Source organism: Legionella lytica, assembly GCF_044626755.1.
Classification (GTDB): domain Bacteria; phylum Pseudomonadota; class Gammaproteobacteria; order Legionellales; family Legionellaceae; genus Legionella; species Legionella lytica_A.
On record NZ_JBGORX010000002.1, the window covers coordinates 399,047 to 417,034 of the forward strand.

Below are 17,988 nucleotides of genomic sequence, written 5' to 3' on the forward strand. Positions count from 1 at the left end.
CGAGCATTGGGAGCAAATTAAGGAGTGGGGGCGCTGGAGCTAGAGCTTTCTGCTTGGCCTTCGTGAGTTTGTGCCTCATTGGCCGGCGATTTTTTGTGTACTAAAAATCTGGGTAATCTCAAAGAACTTGACCTACGTAATTTCGCTCCCTTTTGTAGTTGCGCCATAAACTCGGGATTATCTTCTAAATTGTTATATGTTAGTTTTTCAATATCATGTATTAAGTGCATGAGGCGTTCTAGCACTTGGGTTTTATCACGCTCTTGGTTTTGATATTTTCGATAGGTACTGCGGAATTTCTTTTTAATTTCTTCGCGATTGACATTAATTACTAAACCAGGATCGTCACCCTTATTCGGTTTAATGTAGGTGCGCACCAGAGTGTGCAGATGCTCATCAAATTTTTTATCATTAAATTTAGGGTCTGTCAGTGGATAGCTGTCTTTTAAAAATAAATAGAGCTCATTCATTTTTCGTACTGTAAAAAAGCTTAAAAAAATTCCCTTTTTATCCTTTATAATACACTCTTTAATTTTATGACATAAACAGTTTTTACTTTCTTCACACATGCAAATTATCCTTAACTTATAATTATATAAGACGAGCAATTTGTATTAAATATAGCTTCTTTTTGGCCATAGTGTTAAACAAGTGGATTTATCTAATCATTATGAACACAACAATTGATGCAGTAACGTCAACACTACGCAAAATAATTCATGTGGATATGGATTGCTTTTATGCGGCTATTGAAATGAGAGATAATCCCTTGTTACGCGATAAACCCATAGCGGTTGGGGGCTTGGCGAATCAACGTGGGGTTTTATGTACCTGTAATTACCTTGCCCGGGACTATGGGGTGCGTTCGGCCATGCCTACGGCAAGAGCACAGCGTTTATGCCCTAATTTAATCGTGTTGCCGGTAAATATGCCTAAATATCGGGAGGTATCGCAGTCGATTAATGCCATTTTTCATCGTTTCACCGATTTAGTGGAACCCTTGTCCTTAGATGAAGCCTTTCTTGATGTCACCCATTCTCCGGATTATCAAAACAGTGCTACCCGGATGGCTCAAGCGATTCGCCAGGCTATTTTTCAAGAACATGGATTAACTGCATCTGCAGGCGTTGCTCCCAATAAATTTTTAGCCAAAATTGCCAGCGCCTGGCATAAACCCAATGGTTTGTTTGTGATTACCCCGGAACAAGTAAATGATTTTGTTAAAACTTTAGCGATTGATAAATTATTTGGGGTCGGTAAAGTAACGGCACAAAAACTACACAACTTAAATATTTTTACCTGCGAGGATCTCTATCAATATTCCTTGCCCTTTTTAATGGATCATTTTGGTAAGTTTGGCCAGCAATTGTATTATCAAGTGCGCGGAATTGATAATCGTCCGGTGCAGCCGAATCGGGTTCGTAAATCCTTGAGCGTGGAAAAAACCTTGCTGCATGATGTCGTTGAATCTGAGCGAGCAATAGCTATTATTCGTGAATTATATGAAGATTTAATTTTACGTATTCAAAAATATGCCGCTGATTTATTTATAAAAAATCAATTCATAAAAATTAAAACCAATGATTTTAAAGTTCTATCGGCAGAGATTAAAAGCACTCAGCCTACGTTGGAATATTACCTGGAATTATTTCAGCGAATTAGCTTACAGCATCCTAAACCCATTCGCTTGTTGGGTTTAGGGGTGCATTTTCAACAACAACCCCTAGAAGAGGAGCCGTATTATCAAATCTCTTTATTTGATTAGCTTAACCCGCCATCGCGTCTTCTAAGGCTCTAACATCTTGACCACCATAGAGCGTATTCACTAGCTCTCCTTTGGGATTAAATACAAAAGTAACTGGTACCCCGGTAATATCACCTAAGCCCAGCGCAAAGGCCGGATCGGAACGTAGAGAGGGGTATTGAATGTTCAACTTTCTGACTAGGCGGTGTTGTTTATCCAGTGGCAGCGCATCATAATTTACGGCAAATAAGACTGAGTCTCGCTCATGCTTGCGGTAAAAACGGTTAAGTTCGGGGATTTCTTCAACGCAGGTTTTACACCAACCAGCCCAGTAATTAATGAGGACCCATTTTCCTTTTAAGGAGGAAAAAGAAATATCCTGCCCTTGAATATCACGCAATAGCACATCGGCTTGACTTACTGTAGATATCGTCATTAATAGGACAGCAGAGATTAATGTTTTTATTAGTGAATTCATGATTTACCTTAGTAGCAGGGATTTCAACATGGAGGTAGTATAGTGAATTCGCTATAAAAAAATAATACTATTTTTAAAAGCAGGTACTTTTTTTTACAAATAAGCGTCTATACTTCTCTATGATTTCAACATAACTAAGGAAAGTAATCATGTACAAGAAAATTTTAGGAACTCTCGCATTAGCATTTTCTTTAATTCTTTGTCCAACTGCATTTGCAAATAATGCATGTGGTGAAGGCATGAAGCAAATGTTGGGGTCTTTAAAGCTAGATGATGCACAAAAGGAAAAAATTAAACCTATTTTGGAAGGCATGAAATCCACCATGCAACAAAGTGGGGAGCAAATGCGCGATTTAAGTAAACAAATCAATGAGCAAGTTATTTCACCAAATATGGACCAATCTACGGTGAATGCTTTAGTTGATAAAAAAACTAAGCTGCTTGGTGATATGATCAAAGCTAAGGTTACTGCTAAAAATCAAATTTATGCAGTGCTTAATGATCAGCAAAAAGCGCAATTACAAGGTATGATGAAAAAAATGGAAGAGAAAATGGCAGAGAAATTTAAAAGCTGTCATGACGAAGAATAATCTTTCTTTCTATCCTGTCTATACGAGGCATCCAAACTTTTTTGGATGCCTTTTTCGTTAATGATAAGCGTTTAAGGCAGGCCTTGAATTTGGTATGCCCTGCCTCCATCTAGAAAATACCACGGTGGGAAAACGTTTTTTTTGAACTATGCTTAAATTAGGCAGCCAAATAAAAATCAATTTTCTCTTGAACCGGGATTTTTGATTTCATTAGGAGGTGGCGCCATGCGTGATATTAAAGTAGAGCGATTAACTTATGGCATGATGGTTCGTGAAGGCGCAGGCGTTAAGTTACATCGCTACATCGGTATTGAGCGGACGGATGAATTTGAGCCTTTGCTTTTACTCGATTATTTTGACAGTAATAATCCTATGGATTTTATGGCAGGGTTTCCTCCCCATCCTCATCGTGGTTTTGAAACCATAACCTATTTACTCGAGGGTAGCATTACTCATGAAGATAATAAGGGGCATAAGGGAACGATTGGTCCTGGAGATGTACAATGGATGACTGCGGGCAAGGGAATTGTACATTCGGAAATGCCTTCCGCAGAGCATGGGCGTTTAACTGGCCTGCAACTGTGGTTAAATTTACCTGCTGCTGAAAAAATGCGTGAGCCTCGTTATCAAGAGCTGCAAAGCGCGGACTTACCTTTAGAGCATCATGATTCTGGGGCAGTAATTAAAGTGCTTGCGGGGACTACTGATAAAGGAACCACCTCACCAATTACTGATATTGCAACGGCTCCTTTATTTTTTGATATTAGTCTGCCCCTGGATAGTAGCATTCGTCAGCATATTTCCGCGGATTATCAGGGGGTATTATTAGTTATTTCTGGGGCAGTTGTGATTGGGGAGCAATCGATACCCCAAGGTGGATTAGCGAAGCTGGGCGTCGGTGAAGTGCTCACTTTAACTGCTGAAAAAGATAGTCGGTGTTTGCTGATCGCGGCAGCGAAGTTACATGAACCCATCGCACGTCATGGTCCTTTTGTCATGAACACCCCAGGCGAGGTCATGCAAGCATTGGATGATTTTCGCCAAGGCCGCTTTTAGGATGTTGCCTATATGAGACGCAGTCGTAATACGAGATGTTGTATGTAGCCCAACTCCTCGTATTACCCGGTGGGCTAAGTATTGGCTAGCCATTGACCTAACAAGGACTCCATAGTTTGGCGTGCTTGTTGTAAGGAGGGCGAATCATTCTCCGCTGGCCTATGCAAATCATCGCAATGGGCGGCACCGAGAATTAATTGATAATTTAAATGGGGGTTCACGGCATTGCCATTTTTTTCTGCCAAGGACAGGGTCGACCAGGGATCTTGCTCGCCATTAGTAAAGAAAATTTTAGACACTAAACTATCCATCAATGGATAATATAGGGTCGCATTTAGCCTGGACGTTTGTGCGGGTTGAGTCAGCTGAAATAATCGCTTACATACCTGGTGATGATAATCTAAGTTGATTAGGGCCGAACGGGTGGATAATTGCGGATTGGGATGAGCATTTTGCCAGTAGCCATATTCCGTACAGGATTGGTAATACCATTGGCGCATCGATAATCCCTGGGTATTTGAATTAACTGTTTCATCCATGGCTCCTTGTGCGGTAAAGTCGACGGCGTTAAGTCCGGAACTTTGATACAGTTTATGTGCCATTTTTGCATAGCCAATTAATGGATTGGCACTGGATGAAAGGCTAGCACAGAATTCATCCTTTTCCCCATATTGCACCGCGCCGGCACCGATATCCGCAATTAGGTAAAGAAAATCCAGCGGATCATCAACGTCGCTCGCCCCAAAAAGTGCTTTCATTGGAGCCAATTGACTCGCATCATCTATGCGGGCTTCTACAGCATGCACTACCTCGCGCATGTGTTCGGCACAGTGTGGGCCAACCACTTCCGTAACATGCTGATCATATTCAACAAAATCTTCTTTTGCCATCACGGGCGCCGAAGAGGCTAGAGCACCCGCCACTAAATAAGGGAATTTTAAACGATAGTAGGCAGAAAGCGAGCCCGGGTACGAACCACCAAAGGCTATCCATTTACCGGTCCAGTTTTTTTGCTGGCTGATATGGCGTTGAAAATAAGCCAAATCATCTAATGCGGCCTCCGTCGTTAAAAAGCGGAGGTTGTTGGCAGATAAGCTGCTCACCGGAATACTGGCGCCGTAGTAACGATGTTCTAAGGCAATGAGTTTGGCATGAAATTTTTGTGCATAGTGCCTGATTGCCCCATTAAGTGCGCTGGCGGTGCATGTGGCTTCACCACAAATGTAGAAAAAGACAGGGGCATCAGCTTCTGGTGCGTAACGTTCATCAAGGTAATAACGTTGGGCAAAGCTACCTTGCTGAGGGTTGTTATGGTCAATAAGTTGTGGAAAGGTGTATTGCGGGGCATTTGTCACAGCATTGACGCTATTCTTTGCTTCCAGTTGTTGCTGCATATAACGTTCAACGGCGCCCGCATGGCAGGCCAAGCTGAGGGCACATAAACTTGCACTCAGAGGAATAAATTTAATATTAAACATCATCATCCTTAATTGTGTTTGGGTCTTTTTTGTGGCATTATGTTCAAAATGTAATTAGTAAGGAAGATTTATGTTAAAAAACCTTCTGGGAATCACATTGGTTTGCTGTGCTACCGATGCCTTTGCAACGGAAACTGTAAATTTATATCATGCCCCGTTAACTAATTTAAAGCATTTGCCTTTGCAGCAAGGGGCAAAAAAAATGGCCGCTCGCGCCATGAATATGGCTACTCCAGACAGCTCGAATAATACTGTTTTACAAGAAGTAAACCAAAGCAAAGACAACTCCCAAATTATTACCCGCTATCAACAGTTATATCACGGCATTCCGGTAGTCGGCGCGCAAGTGATGATTAGTACCGGCAACAATCAAAAGGCTTTAACCAGCAGTAATGCTCAAGTGAATGGAATGCTTTTAGAGCACATTCAACTGAATACTCAACCAGCTTTAAGCAAGCAACAGGCATTCGACATCGCTAAAAAATCCTGGCTCCATTTTAATTCGCAAAGCCCAATCCACGCCGAGCAAATTGAGTTGCAAATTCGTGCGCAGACCGAGGCGGATTTAAAGCTGGTTTATCAGGTTTCTTTTAAAAGCACAGAAACTAATGGCAAACCTGCTTGGCCATTTTTTTTAGTTGATGCGCAAAGCGGAGAGCTCCTTAAGCAATGGAATAATGTTAAGAATTTTGCGGACACAGGTCCGGGTGGTAATGAAAAAGTTCATGAGTATTGGTATGGCAAAGAAGGCCTGCCTGCATTAGAAGTACAGCAAGAGGGAGCTGTATGTACTATGGAATCCTCTATGGTGAAATTAGTTAGTCTCGATTTTGCCTGGGATTGGGCGGGCATGATTTCTACCCCGTTTAGCTATCAATGTAATAATAACGAAGAAGAGCACATCAATGGTGCTTTTTCACCTCGCAATGATGCCTATTATTTTGGTCATACTATTGTGAACATGTACCGTGATTGGTATGGGGTAAATGCTTTGCAGAAACCCGATGGCTCGCCGAGTCAATTGGTCATGCGTGTGCATTTTGGTGCGAGTTACGATAATGCCTTTTGGGATGGACAATCCATGTCCTTTGGCGATGGTGCGGAGATGTATCCATTAGTGTCTTTGGATGTAGCCGGCCATGAAGTAACTCATGGATTTACCGAACAGCATTCGAATCTCGAGTATTATGACCAATCAGGTGCCTTGAATGAGTCTTTATCTGATATGGGTGGTCAGGCTGCTCGTGCTTATTTATTGGAAACACAGCCACAATTGTATAATAAAGTCTATTTGGACGCGGATGTGATCACCTGGGGAATTGGTGAAACCATTGTTCGCGAAGAATTAGGTAAGGCCTTGCGCTTCATGGATTATCCCTCTTCAGATGGTAGCTCTGCTGATTGTATGGACAAGAATTTGGCACAAAGTAATGGAGCTTATTGCGCGATTAGCTATGACGATGTGGTGAGTTTTGCTCAGGAGAATATTCCTGGACCGCAAAACCAGCAAAGTTTTATTGTGCATACGGCCAGTGGTGTGTTTAATAAGGCTTTTTATTTAATGGCGAAAAACGTAGGCATTAAAAAAGCCTATCATGTGATGGTGATTGCCAACAGTAAATATTGGACACCCACCACTAATTTTACCCAAGGAGCTTGTGGAGTACTTTATGGGGCACGTGACCTAGCGGTCGATACCAATATGGTGAAAACCGTATTTGGTCAGGTTGGGGTTCCAACCACCGCTTGTGCTCTTTAGGTGCACCCCTCTCTTTCTCTCATCTCTCTACACTCCGTGGCTTATCTGTGGGGTGTAGTATTTTAGCGTGGCCCTCCAGGCTCCCGCAGACACGCTGGGAGGAAGAACTACCGCGCCAACGCCAGGCATTTTATAACGCACCTAGCCTTATTTTTGCACTAAATGCTGTCTGCTAGGCAAATATTAGTGTATAATAACGCTCTCTTTTTATTTATTTTTCTCTTTTTTCAATCAGGAATGGAATGACTAACTTTTTGATTATCTTGGGTATATTAGTACTAACTTTAATTTGTGTTGGGGTAATGGTGGTTAAAGTTTATCGCCAGCCAGCAGAACCGCTTTCCTTAGGGCAATATTTGAAGCTTACGGTAAGTGGCGTCATTGCTTTTATTGCGGATACCATTGGTGTAGGTAGTTTTGCGGTGAATATTGCCCTGGCCAAATTAATGGGTACTTTTCGTGATGATGAAATGCCCGCGGTGAATAATGGTGCCCAAGTAATTCCTGGAACGATTGAATCTTTATTTTTCATGCAATTAATTGATGTGGACATGACCACACTGTTGACCTTGGTTGCCGGGACCTGTGTTGGTGGTTTATTAGGTGGTTTTGTGATGAGTCGTTTGAGCAAACAGGCGGTGCGTATGGCCATGATCTGTGCTTTTTCCCTCATCATCTTTTTATTAATTTCGCATCAGTACCGCTGGCTTCCTATCGGTGGCGAATTAACAGCGCTCTATTCCTGGAAATTAGTTCTCGGCTTTTTTGCCTTGATGGTTTGTGGTGCTTTAACTTCAGTCGGTGTCGGTTTATTTGTGATGGTCCAGGGCGTTTTGTTTTTGATGAATGTTTCTCCTGCGGTTGCCTTCCCCATTATGACCACCGCTGGAGCCATGCAACAGCCACTAACGACACTGGTCTTTTTACAACAAGATAAAATTCCGTTAAAGAAAACCTTGGTATTAAGCCTTGCAGGATGTCTGGGAGTTTTCGTGACTATTCCTTTATTCATGCACTTAACGGTTACCTGGTTGCATTTATTGCTCTTATGCATCCTTATTTATAATCTTCAGTCAGTTACCCGCACTTATTTACGTAATCGCCCTGGCAAGCGTTATGCTCGCGCTACTGCTTCACTCGCGGCTGCGGAATAGCCTTTTATATCTACCCAAGCGCAACAAGCATTTTGGAGTCGCTTGGGTATATAGTATAATTAGACCCATTTTATTAAAAAAAGTATATACTATGGATGAGCCAGTCAGTAAATCACAGAAAAAAAGAGACGCCGACTTTTTACAAAAAATAGGCGTGAAGTTTATCGATCTTAGCTTGGCTAAGCTGGATTTATTACCTCTTCCAGATAATCTTTATAAAGCGATTGTTGATGCGAAGGCCATTAAAAGCCATGGCGCGAAAAGAAGACAGGCGCAGTTGATTGGTAAATTGATGCGCGCGGCGGATCATGAAGAAATTCTTGCGGCTTATGAGCGCATCGTCGAGGAAGAAAGTTCAGTTACCGCTTCATTCCATGAGGTGGAAGTATGGCGCGATCGTTTAATTAACGAAGGGAAGGCGGCGTTAACCGAATTTATCGAAACCTATAATCCAGAAGAAGTTCAACAATTAAGGCAATTAATCAAAAAAGCAGTTGATGATCAGCAACAGGAAAAAAATACCGGCGCTGCCAAAGCTCTTTTTCGCTATTTAAGGTCATGCATTCTATGAATTATTCCTTATTCGTCAGCTGTCCCCGTGGATTAGAATATCTCTTGGAGGCAGAAGTAAAAGCTTTAGGCTTAGCTGTAACTCGGGTTAGTCCGCAAGGGGTGTATGGTGAAGCCAGCCTCACGGTTATTTACCAATTATGCCTATGGTCACGTATTGCTAATCGGGTGCAACTCATCCTGTTTAGTGGCTATGGCGGTACCGAACAAGCGCTGCATCAATTGTGTACGGATTTTCATTGGCAGACGGTTTTTGCCCTAGACAAGACGCTGGCTATTGAGTTTCATGGCAGTTCGGAGCATATCCGTAATACCATGTTTGGTGGGCAAGTCGTTAAAGATGGAATCGTCGACCATTTTCGACGTATGAAAGGCGAGCGTCCTTCGATTGATAAAGAAAAGCCACAGATTTTAATTCATGCTTATTTGAAAAATGATGAAATTACGGTGAGCTTGGATTTAACTGGATATAGCCTGCATCAACGTGGTTATCGAACCCAATCGGGGAAAGCACCCATTAAAGAAAATGTGGCGGCAGCCCTGTTAATCCGTGCTAAATGGCCTGAATTGGCAGCGCAGGGATATACCTTACATGACCCCTTTTGTGGTTCAGGTACCTTAGTTATCGAGGCGGCGATGATGGCAACCCATGTTGCTCCAGGCTTATTGCGTCAGGATCAATCATTGCAATACTGGGCGCAGCATCAAGAATCTTTATGGGAAAAATTACGCTCCGAGGCTTTGCAACAAGTTAAGCCCTTAGCGATTAAATTATTAGGGACGGATGCGGATCATAAAGCCATAGAACTGGCTCGTGCTAATGCCGAGCGTGCAGGAGTGGCGCCCTTAGTCGAATTTACTATGACGACTATGCCGCACATTAAAGCACCTGCAGAAAAAGGCTTACTCGCCTGTAACCCTCCTTACGGTGAGCGTTTAGGCGATACCACGCAATTAGTACCGGTGTATCAGCAGTTAGGGCAAGCTTTGCATGAGCATTATCAAGGCTGGAAGGCGGCGGTAATTACCTCAAGCCCGATTTTAGCTAAAGCGATCGGTTTGCGTTCTAATAAGCAATATACTTTGTATAACGGTGCTTTAGAGTGCAAGCTCTATTGTTTCGACATGAGCGGCGCGAATGAATTGAAAGGCGCGCTGAGCACGACTTTATCTGAAAGCGCACAAATGTTATTTAATCGCTTGGAAAAAAATTATAAGCATTTACAAAAATGGGCCCAAAAAAATCATATTTCCTGCTACCGTGTGTATGATGCGGACCTACCTGAATATGCTTATGCTATTGATATTTATAACGACCATGCGGTCCTCCAAGAGTATGCTCCTCCGGCAAGCATTCCTGCGCATAAAGCTGAGCGCCGCAGCCTGGAAGTGTTGCAGGTGGTGCCCCGAGCCTTGGGTGTTGCCACAGATAAGGTGGTGGTCAAACAGCGTAAACAGCAAAAGGGCAGTGAGCAGTATCAAAAGCTAAGCCAGACCCGTCACACTATGGTAGTAACGGAAGGACTGGCGAAACTTAGAGTCAATTTGTATGACTATTTAGATACCGGTTTATTTTTAGATCATCGCCCGATTCGTTTAAGCTTTGCTAAATTAAAACCCGGTATGCGTTTTCTTAATTGTTTTTGTTATACCGGGACGGCGAGTGTGCAGGCCGCTCTTGCTGGGGCACAGACGACGAATGTGGATTTATCCAATACCTATTTGCGTTGGGCGGAGGACAATTTCCGTCTAAACCATTTGGATTTATCGCGCCATCAGTTTATCCAATACGATTGTCGTGAATGGTTGCGAATTACTCGCGATCGTTTTGACGTGATCTTTTTAGATCCGCCCAGTTTTTCTAATTCCAAGCGAATGAGTGATACTTTGGATATCCAACGTGATCACCTAATCTTGGTGAATGAGGCGATGCGCTTATTAAATCCGGATGGAACTTTGTACTTTTCAACTAATTTTCGTCAGTTTAAGTTAGATCCGCAATTACGGGAAAAGTATGCAGTGCAAGATATTAGTGCGCAAACCATTGATCAGGATTTCAAACGTAATCACAAGATTCATTACTGTTTTAAAATTAGAATGCGGCAGTTTGCCTAGGAGCTGTCATTGGCTTGGGCCTTCGTGGCCCAAGCTACAAATCCTTACAACTTATTCTCTTCCACAGCCCCACCATAAACCTGTACTTGCAATGATTTCATATATCCGGCCATGAAAAACAGTTCGGCAACCAGAAATAAAGGGGCAATTAACAGTTGGGATAAATTGTCCATAAAAGCAGGTTTTCTACCTTCGATGTAGTGACCATAAAGCTGTAATCCCCAACCGGCAACAAAAGTAATGATGAATGCCCAAATACCTAAAGTTGTTGGGCCATCGGCACTAAACCATTGTGCTATCCATAATAAAAATAGCAAAATCGGAGTAATGGCTAAGGCCAGCTGCCAATTTAAGATAAAATAGTAAACTAAAATGGCAATGGTCGCGAACCAAGCGAGATTGCTGGCGAATACCCCTGGGATGATGATTTGGATGAAGCCTAATAAAATCATTAAAGAAACAACAATCAGTGGCACGCCGGCAAAATGCGTATAACGTGTAGTGAGGTTTTGATGATAAGTTGCATAAAACTGGGCTTGTTCAACAAAGGATTTCATTTTTACGTGTCCTGGTAGTTTTACTCTTAAAAACATAGCACATAATCATGAAAAGCAAAAACAAGTGCTTTTAATCAAAAGTATAAGTTCCTACTACGTAAAGCACATTACCATTGCTTGAAGAGCCGGGAATATAAGCCGCTTTTAGAGATACTTTATGGATAAAGAAGCCTGCCCAAGGAACTGCGCCGGGGAATGGAATATTATGCATGATGTCTGGACGAGCGGTGATGAGTACTGAATAACCTAATCCTGCCTTAATGTTTTGGTTGAGTGAGGCGACAAATAAATGCGCATAGCCAATCGCCGGCTCTACATTTTTATGCGAGTCAAGAAATGCAAAAGCATAAAGACCGTGCCAGTTGCCACGTTCATCAAAAAAACCTTTGCCTAATCCACCACCCCATGCCAATTCATTATATTTTTTTTCACGGATGCGTTCAGGGCTATAAGTATAGCGGTTGTGCCAAGCATATCCAGAGATGTAAAGATCAGTTTTACCTTCGGTCCATATTTGGTGAAATCGTTGACAAACGGGCTTAAACAATTTGAGCCAATGGCTGCAGCTTTCTGCTTCTTCGGCAGAAAATGCATTTAAGGATAACAGCATTAATACGCCGATAACTAACTTTCTCATTTAATTTTTAACCTATCACCAGGCTTTCAACTAGAATTAAAAGCATAGTTCTTAATGCAATGTACAATAGAGTCATAAAACAGGATGCATACTATCATGGACTTGTTTCGCAAAAAAGAGATTAGTAGTTCATTGGAGAGTGAATCGCATTTAAACAGGTGTTTGACGACCTTTGATCTCATCTTTTTTGGAGTGGGGGCCATTATTGGCGCCGGGATTTTTATTTTAACTGGCGTGGTTGCGGCGACCAAGGCTGGGCCGGCAATCGTTTTTTCCTATGTACTTGCGGGGGCGGCTAGCGTTTTTTCCGCCCTGTCTTATGCCGAACTGGCGGCAATGATTGGCGGCTGTGGCAGTGCATATGGTTATGCCTATGCGGGGTTTGGCGAGTTAATTGCCTGGATGGTGGGCTGGGATTTGCTGTTGGAATATGCCATTTCGGTCTCCGCAGTTTCGGTGGGCTGGGGCAGTTATGCCAATGACTTTCTCATGGCTATTAAAATTCATCTTTCCCCTTTACTTTTGCAGGGACCTGCTTTTGGCGGTATTTTAAATTTACCCCCAGTCTTTATCATTGCGTGCTTAACCGCTTTACTCATTGCCGGGGTAAAATCCAGTTCGCGCATGAATAATATTATGGTCATGGTTAAATTATTAGTAGTTCTCTTATTTATTATCATTGCCACTAGAGAGCTACGGGTGGAAAATTGGTCACCTTTTCTGCCTTTTGGTTGGACGGGGGTAATGGATGGGGCGGCATTAATATTTTTTGCCTATATAGGGTTTGATGCGGTATCTACTGCTGCGGAAGAAGCCATTAATCCACAGCGCGATATGCCGCGCGGTATCATCGGTTCTTTAGTGATTTGTACTGTTTTATACATCATTGTGGCAGGCTTGCTTACAGGGATTGCTCCATATTCCACTTTAAATGTAGCCTCTCCCATTAGTCATGCCTTATTGCATCTGGGCTACAAAGTGGCGGCAGGGCTTATCAGCGTGGGGGCGATTGCCGGATTGACTACGGTGATGTTGGTCCTGTTTTATGGGTTAACCCGGGTTATTTTGGCGATGTCACGTGATGGTTTATTACCGAAAGCAATGGCCAGCACCAGTGAACATCATCATACTCCTGCACGCATTATTTTGCTCTGCGGTTGTATTATGGCTACTTTATCCGCCTTTGTTCCCATTGATGTATTAGCTGAGTTAGTGAATATTGGCACCTTATTTGCCTTTATTATCGTGTGTATTGGCGTATTGTATTTACGTTATCAGCGCCCTGAATTAACCCGGCCCTTTAAAACGCCGGGCATGCCCTATGTACCCATTTTGGGTATATGTAGCTGTTTGTATTTAATCATTCATCTGCCGTGGGTTACTGTGTTACGCTTTATTATTTGGATGGCTATTGGCATAGTGATTTATTTTATTTACAGCCATAAGCACAGTGCCTTGGCCAAGAAAAGCCTGTCATCTTGAGGGTGTTGCCTGCAACTCTCGGCCTTTTGGGCTTGGCTGCAGGTTTTTTTGTTTTTCGTTTAGCGACCCTCCAATCTTTAATTGAAAAAGCCTTTAAAAGGGTACAAACTAGAGCCCTATTTGGTTAAAGACGACAGGAGTTGGTACCGAAATGGAACAGTCCCAATCAGTGCATATTGAAGATAAGCTTTATGCGAGTCACCGAGACAAAGCGGATAAGACGTTGATTACCATTGGCAGTGGATGTCGATTGACGATTGCGTCGTCTCAGCTTTTAAGCCAGCAAGGGACCTCCATTGCCTTATCATTAGCGGCGGCACAATCAGTTGATGCCGCATATCAATTTTTAAAGGTTCATGTTGATTCTCGCGTACCTATTTATGGCGTCAATACCAACTTTGGCGATCAGGTTCGTTATATTGATACCGCCATTAAAGAAACAGAAGCTATGGATTACCATAGTGAGATTAATGAGCGCCAAGAAAACATTATACGCTCCTTATCCTGCGGTTTAGGAACCATTGTATCTCCCCAGATCGTGCGGGCAACTATGATGCTGCGCGCGCATTGTTTGGCTCAAGGTTATTCTGGCATTCACCCTGAATTAATTAACACGCTTTTAGATTTTCTTAATGCGGGAATTACCCCGGTGGTACGCTGCTATGGTTCTATTGGTGCTAGTGGCGATTTGATTCCTTTGGCGATGATTGCAGCTGCATTAATTGGGGAAGAAGTGGCGGTAAGCTATGAGGGTAAAATCATGATGGCCCCGCAAGCCATTCAACTCGCGGGGCTTCAGGCCTATAAGCCGGTAATGCGCGATGGGTTAGCTTTGATTAATGGCACTTCATTTATGACGGCAATTGCTAGTTTGGCTGTCCATGATTTACAGCGTCTTTTCCAACAAATGCTCGCGGTGATCGCGATGACTTTAGAAGCCTTATTGGTGATTAATAGTGCTTATCATCCTATGGTGCACCAATTAAAACAGCAAGTAGGTGAATGCGACATCAATCAATTTTTTGTGGATTTTTGGCAAGGCAGTCAGTTATTAACCGATTTAGATGAGTTACGGGCTACCGATTACAGCCATAAACCGGTGCAAGACTATTACTCCATTCGCTCAGTCCCCCAAGGCTTTGGCCCATTCCAGGAAAATCTGCAACGCGCTATTGTCTGGATTGAAAATGAAATGAATTCGGTCAATGACAATCCAGTTATTGATGTGAGCGCACAAAATATTCACCATAGCGCCAATTTCATGGGGTACTATGTGACGGATGCCTGTGATATTTTGAAAATGAATATTGCTCAAGCCTCAACGTGGATCCATGCTCTACTGGCCAATTTAGTGCATCCGCGTAAAAATCATGACTTACCAGTGAATCTAGTGCCTAATCCCAGCAAGCATAATGGTTTTCGTTCCATGCAGCTTTTATCTGCCGCTTTAGCGGTACAAAATCGTAAGTTGGCGCAGTCGCATCAAGCGTATACCTTACCTACTGAAGGGGATAACCAAGATGTGAATAGTTTGGGAACACATGCTGCCTTAGATTTTCAAGAGTCAGTGGCTAATTTAGAACGACTTACCGCCATTTTATTGCTTGCTGCCAGTCAAGCCTTGGAGTTGCGCGGCATTGAAAAGGCCAGTAAGAAGGCGCAATCCATCTATCAAGTAATTCGCCAACATTCATCAACGATAGAACATTGTCGACCAATGTCTGAGGAAATCGCCGGCATTATTCAGCTGTTAAAAGATGGGGGGATTTAATGCTGGCTTATATGTTTCCTGGACAGGGTTCGCAAAAGCAGGGAATGGGGCAGGAGTTATTTGCCCAATTTCCTGAATACACGGCGCAAGCAGATGCTTTGCTGGGTTATTCCATACGTGCTTTATGCCTGGAGGATGCCCAGCAACAGCTGAATAACACCCAATATACGCAGCCAGCACTTTATGTGGTTAACGCCTTTTCTTATTTAAAAACATTAGTGGATGGCCAACCTAAGCCTGATTATGTCATTGGGCATAGTTTGGGCGAATATAATGCGTTATTTGCTGCCGGGGTTTTTGACTTTGCGACGGGCTTGGCTTTGGTTAAAAAGCGTGGGGAGTTAATGAGTCAAATGCATGGTGGCGGGATGGCTGCCGTAGTTGGATTATCAAGCCAAGAATTAACCTCCTTGCTTGAGGAGCAAGGACTGTCAGGAGTGAAGATTGCTAATTATAATTCTTATCAGCAAATGGTTATTTCAGGTCCGCAGGCAGATATTCAACGGGCGCAGCCTTTGTTTACCGGAATGAGCAAGGTTTCTTTTATCCCGCTTTCCGTAAGCGGTGCTTTTCATTCGCTTTATATGCTGAGTGCTCAACAAGCCTTTGCAGAGTTTATCCAAGATATGGAATTTGCTACCCCCAGCATTCCGGTAATCGCCAATGTTGATGCGGCTCCATATCATCCTGCAGTAATTAAAAGTAATTTAATTCAACAGATAGCGCAGCCGGTATTATGGACTAAAACAATAGAATATTTGCAGGCTAAGCCTAATATGCAATTTCAGGAAATTGGCCCCGGTACGGTATTAAGGGGGTTGCTGCGGCGGATTACTAACAAGGCATAGCCGTCACACTGTAATCTGGCTATGTGCTCAAAACAGATTGTTATTTATCCATAAAATCGACCAATTGCCCCTGGTAATAAGATTAGATACAATAAGTTAGAACAGTTTAAAAGGATGTTAACGTGCGACAATTATCTCATTTACCCTTAGCCATTGCTTCATTGTGCTGTGCTTCCCCGGCTATGGCCTCTGACTTTAGTTTACCTTTTGTTAATTCAGCGGGTTTAGGGGTGGCTTATGCCGATTGGGCTACTGCTGCAGATGATGCCAGTACGGCATACACTAACCCAGCAGGAATGGTGAGATTGCCACATCAACAGGTCGTTGTTAATGCCTTGGGAATTACCGGCACGGCTAATTTCACCGGTACCGCACGTACACCTGGCTTCCCCTTTCCGGCACCGCTTGTGCAGTCTGGCGTCGCTCATAGTGGCATTAATGCCTTCATGCCCTCTTTTTATTACACTGCTCCCTTGAGTAATCGTATGAGCGCGGGCATGCATTTTACTACCCCCTTTGGCTTAGGAACTAATTATGGTTCCACTCCTGATGTCATTACCCGCTATGCCGCAACACGCTCACAGGTGGTGGGCATGGATATGGGGCCCAGTATGGCGGTTAAAATTAATGAGCGTTTTTCGATTGGTGCCGGTTTTGATGCGCTGCGTTTGGCCTTTACCTTAAATAATAAATACGGTCCGCCCTTGTCGTTTATGGGCGATTCCACCTTAAAAAATCATCTAACCGGTTGGGGCTATGGCTGGAATGCTGGCGCATTATTTGATATGACCGAACAAACACGGATTGGCTTTAGTTATAATTCATTGATTTCTATTCATACTACCGGACATAGCACGGTTTATGCTCCAAATAATGGGCCTGCACTATTTCGCACTTCGGCGCAAAAAACTGATGCTGCACTTCCTGCCCGCGCGCAGTTAAGCCTACAGCATGATTTCAACGCACGCTGGACCGGAATGTTTACCGCCTTTTACACCAATTGGAAAACTTTCAATAAAATCACTATGAAGCACACTCAGACCCCATTTGGGGTACCCATGTCGGTGACCATTCCGTTTAATTACCATAATTGCTTTGATTACTCTGTTGGGGCAACGTTTAAGGCGACGAATAAGTGGTTATTGCGTGGTGGCTTGCAATTTATGAATACGCCTTCTAATGACCAAGACCGTGGGGTTGCCGATCCAATTGGGAGTGCTACGGTTGCAGCAATTGGTGCGCATTTCCAAGCGGCGGAAATGATAGGTTTTGATTTTGGGGTGGGGCATTCCTTCTTTAAGCAAATGCCGATTAACTATGCTTCTCAATTGACGGCACTTAAAGGACATACCAATACCCAAACCACGGTGATTGGCGGTCAGATTAATTGGAGTATCGCGTAAAGATTCTTATTAAAATCCTGTTCTTTTTTTGAACTATAATTAATTATAATCTTATAGCTATTTTAAAGAACAAGGAGTAACTATCATGGATTTAAACAGCTTAATGAGCCAAAGTCCTAAGGTTATGACGGTAATTGAAGCCATAAAAAATGATCCTAACTTTTTAGAAGAATTAAAAGCCAGCCCTCAAGAGGCCTTGAGCAAAATTGGTGTCGAACTCAATGAAGAAGAGTTAGGCCTGATGCAAAAATTAGAAAGCTTTGAAGAAGAAGCGGAAGGCTTCTTCAATCAAATCAAAGGTTTGTTTGGCTTTAATGATACCCATTAAAAGCATTCTGAGCTGCCG

Annotated in this window: 17 protein-coding genes; 12 read left to right on the forward strand and 5 right to left on the reverse strand. The window is 42.9% G+C overall.

Annotation, left to right across the window (positions count from 1 at the left end; translation table 11 throughout):
- Nucleotides 1–17: 17 nt before the first annotated feature.
- On the reverse strand, nt 18–569 hold the full coding sequence (locus ACD661_RS09050; RefSeq protein ID WP_400187538.1) for a hypothetical protein: 552 nt from the start codon (nt 567–569) through the stop codon (nt 18–20).
- Between the two features lie 101 nt (nt 570–670).
- On the opposite strand from ACD661_RS09050, the gene dinB reads away from it, so the two are divergent.
- Nucleotides 671–1,765, forward strand: coding sequence for a DNA polymerase IV (dinB, locus tag ACD661_RS09055; protein ID WP_400187539.1), 1,095 nt, complete (start codon nt 671–673; stop codon nt 1,763–1,765).
- Nucleotide 1,766: 1 nt separating this feature from the next.
- On the opposite strand, the gene ACD661_RS09060 is transcribed toward dinB, so the two are convergent.
- Nucleotides 1,767–2,222, reverse strand: coding sequence for a TlpA disulfide reductase family protein (locus tag ACD661_RS09060; RefSeq protein WP_400187540.1), 456 nt, complete (start codon nt 2,220–2,222; stop codon nt 1,767–1,769).
- Between the two features lie 149 nt (nt 2,223–2,371).
- Between ACD661_RS09060 and ACD661_RS09065 the strand changes: the two genes are divergently transcribed.
- Nucleotides 2,372–2,812: a Spy/CpxP family protein refolding chaperone gene (locus ACD661_RS09065; protein ID WP_400187541.1), complete on the forward strand. Its 441-nt coding sequence runs from the start codon at nt 2,372–2,374 to the stop codon at nt 2,810–2,812.
- A 225-nt stretch (nt 2,813–3,037) separates the two neighbouring features.
- Nucleotides 3,038–3,868, forward strand: coding sequence for a pirin family protein (locus ACD661_RS09070; protein WP_400187542.1), 831 nt, complete (start codon nt 3,038–3,040; stop codon nt 3,866–3,868).
- A gap of 74 nt (nt 3,869–3,942) precedes the next feature.
- On the opposite strand, the gene ACD661_RS09075 is transcribed toward ACD661_RS09070, so the two are convergent.
- Nucleotides 3,943–5,346 (reverse strand): S28 family serine protease, encoded by a 1,404-nt coding sequence (locus tag ACD661_RS09075; protein ID WP_400187543.1) that lies wholly within the window; start codon nt 5,344–5,346, stop codon nt 3,943–3,945.
- 70 nt (nt 5,347–5,416) lie between these two features.
- On the opposite strand from ACD661_RS09075, the gene ACD661_RS09080 reads away from it, so the two are divergent.
- The 4 genes from ACD661_RS09080 (at nt 5,417) to rlmKL (ending at nt 10,944) form a co-directional block, all read left to right on the forward strand.
- Nucleotides 5,417–7,105, forward strand: coding sequence for a M4 family metallopeptidase (locus ACD661_RS09080; protein WP_400187544.1), 1,689 nt, complete (start codon nt 5,417–5,419; stop codon nt 7,103–7,105).
- A gap of 242 nt (nt 7,106–7,347) precedes the next feature.
- The gene (locus tag ACD661_RS09085; RefSeq protein ID WP_400187545.1) at nt 7,348–8,259 is read left to right on the forward strand and encodes a sulfite exporter TauE/SafE family protein; all 912 of its coding nucleotides are present in this window, start codon (nt 7,348–7,350) and stop codon (nt 8,257–8,259) included.
- Nucleotides 8,260–8,350: 91 nt separating this feature from the next.
- Nucleotides 8,351–8,830, forward strand: coding sequence for a ribosome biogenesis factor YjgA (gene yjgA / locus ACD661_RS09090; RefSeq protein WP_400187546.1), 480 nt, complete (start codon nt 8,351–8,353; stop codon nt 8,828–8,830).
- Nucleotides 8,827–10,944, forward strand: a complete 2,118-nt coding sequence (gene rlmKL, locus ACD661_RS09095) for a bifunctional 23S rRNA (guanine(2069)-N(7))-methyltransferase RlmK/23S rRNA (guanine(2445)-N(2))-methyltransferase RlmL (RefSeq protein ID WP_400187547.1) — start codon at nt 8,827–8,829, stop codon at nt 10,942–10,944. The genes yjgA and rlmKL overlap by 4 nt, the downstream gene beginning before the upstream one ends.
- 44 nt (nt 10,945–10,988) lie before the next feature.
- Here rlmKL and ACD661_RS09100 read toward each other — a convergent pair whose 3' ends face one another.
- Together ACD661_RS09100 and pagP are read right to left on the reverse strand one after the other, a co-directional pair.
- Nucleotides 10,989–11,501: an Mpo1 family 2-hydroxy fatty acid dioxygenase gene (locus tag ACD661_RS09100; RefSeq protein WP_400187548.1), complete on the reverse strand. Its 513-nt coding sequence runs from the start codon at nt 11,499–11,501 to the stop codon at nt 10,989–10,991.
- Between the two features lie 70 nt (nt 11,502–11,571).
- Nucleotides 11,572–12,138, reverse strand: a complete 567-nt coding sequence (gene pagP, locus ACD661_RS09105; protein WP_400187549.1) for a lipid IV(A) palmitoyltransferase PagP — start codon at nt 12,136–12,138, stop codon at nt 11,572–11,574.
- A 96-nt stretch (nt 12,139–12,234) separates the two neighbouring features.
- Here pagP and ACD661_RS09110 point away from each other — a divergent pair, with 96 nt between their 5' ends.
- The 5 genes from ACD661_RS09110 (at nt 12,235) to ACD661_RS09130 (ending at nt 17,970) form a co-directional block, all read left to right on the forward strand.
- A complete protein-coding gene (locus ACD661_RS09110; protein WP_400187550.1) occupies nt 12,235–13,620 on the forward strand; it encodes an amino acid permease in 1,386 nt (461 codons plus the stop codon).
- A 151-nt stretch (nt 13,621–13,771) separates the two neighbouring features.
- Nucleotides 13,772–15,391 (forward strand): HAL/PAL/TAL family ammonia-lyase, encoded by a 1,620-nt coding sequence (locus ACD661_RS09115; protein WP_400187551.1) that lies wholly within the window; start codon nt 13,772–13,774, stop codon nt 15,389–15,391.
- A complete protein-coding gene (fabD, locus tag ACD661_RS09120) occupies nt 15,391–16,239 on the forward strand; it encodes an ACP S-malonyltransferase (RefSeq protein WP_400187552.1) in 849 nt (282 codons plus the stop codon). Before ACD661_RS09115 ends, fabD begins: the two co-directional genes overlap by 1 nt.
- Nucleotides 16,240–16,361: 122 nt before the next feature.
- Complete coding sequence (locus ACD661_RS09125) at nt 16,362–17,642, forward strand: OmpP1/FadL family transporter (RefSeq protein WP_400187553.1); 1,281 nt, start codon at nt 16,362–16,364, stop codon at nt 17,640–17,642.
- Nucleotides 17,643–17,727: 85 nt separating this feature from the next.
- Entirely contained in the window at nt 17,728–17,970 is a 243-nt protein-coding gene (locus tag ACD661_RS09130) for a hypothetical protein (protein ID WP_400187554.1), read from the forward strand.
- Nucleotides 17,971–17,988: the final 18 nt, after the last annotated feature.

What these genes read in the sequence shown, in the direction of transcription:
- ACD661_RS09130 (WP_400187554.1), top strand. Translation starts at nt 17,728, where the DNA reads ATGGATTTAAACAGCTTAATGAGCCAAAGTCCTAAGGTTATGACGGTA.
- dinB (WP_400187539.1), top strand. Translation starts at nt 671, where the DNA reads ATGAACACAACAATTGATGCAGTAACGTCAACACTACGCAAAATAATT.
- fabD (WP_400187552.1), top strand. Translation starts at nt 15,391, where the DNA reads ATGCTGGCTTATATGTTTCCTGGACAGGGTTCGCAAAAGCAGGGAATG.
- rlmKL (WP_400187547.1), top strand. Translation starts at nt 8,827, where the DNA reads ATGAATTATTCCTTATTCGTCAGCTGTCCCCGTGGATTAGAATATCTC.
- ACD661_RS09070 (WP_400187542.1), top strand. Translation starts at nt 3,038, where the DNA reads ATGCGTGATATTAAAGTAGAGCGATTAACTTATGGCATGATGGTTCGT.
- ACD661_RS09080 (WP_400187544.1), top strand. Translation starts at nt 5,417, where the DNA reads ATGTTAAAAAACCTTCTGGGAATCACATTGGTTTGCTGTGCTACCGAT.
- ACD661_RS09065 (WP_400187541.1), top strand. Translation starts at nt 2,372, where the DNA reads ATGTACAAGAAAATTTTAGGAACTCTCGCATTAGCATTTTCTTTAATT.
- ACD661_RS09110 (WP_400187550.1), top strand. Translation starts at nt 12,235, where the DNA reads ATGGACTTGTTTCGCAAAAAAGAGATTAGTAGTTCATTGGAGAGTGAA.
- ACD661_RS09075 (WP_400187543.1), bottom strand. Translation starts at nt 5,346, where the DNA reads ATGTTTAATATTAAATTTATTCCTCTGAGTGCAAGTTTATGTGCCCTC.
- yjgA (WP_400187546.1), top strand. Translation starts at nt 8,351, where the DNA reads ATGGATGAGCCAGTCAGTAAATCACAGAAAAAAAGAGACGCCGACTTT.
- ACD661_RS09060 (WP_400187540.1), bottom strand. Translation starts at nt 2,222, where the DNA reads ATGAATTCACTAATAAAAACATTAATCTCTGCTGTCCTATTAATGACG.
- ACD661_RS09050 (WP_400187538.1), bottom strand. Translation starts at nt 569, where the DNA reads ATGTGTGAAGAAAGTAAAAACTGTTTATGTCATAAAATTAAAGAGTGT.
- ACD661_RS09100 (WP_400187548.1), bottom strand. Translation starts at nt 11,501, where the DNA reads ATGAAATCCTTTGTTGAACAAGCCCAGTTTTATGCAACTTATCATCAA.
- ACD661_RS09115 (WP_400187551.1), top strand. Translation starts at nt 13,772, where the DNA reads ATGGAACAGTCCCAATCAGTGCATATTGAAGATAAGCTTTATGCGAGT.
- pagP (WP_400187549.1), bottom strand. Translation starts at nt 12,138, where the DNA reads ATGAGAAAGTTAGTTATCGGCGTATTAATGCTGTTATCCTTAAATGCA.
- ACD661_RS09085 (WP_400187545.1), top strand. Translation starts at nt 7,348, where the DNA reads ATGACTAACTTTTTGATTATCTTGGGTATATTAGTACTAACTTTAATT.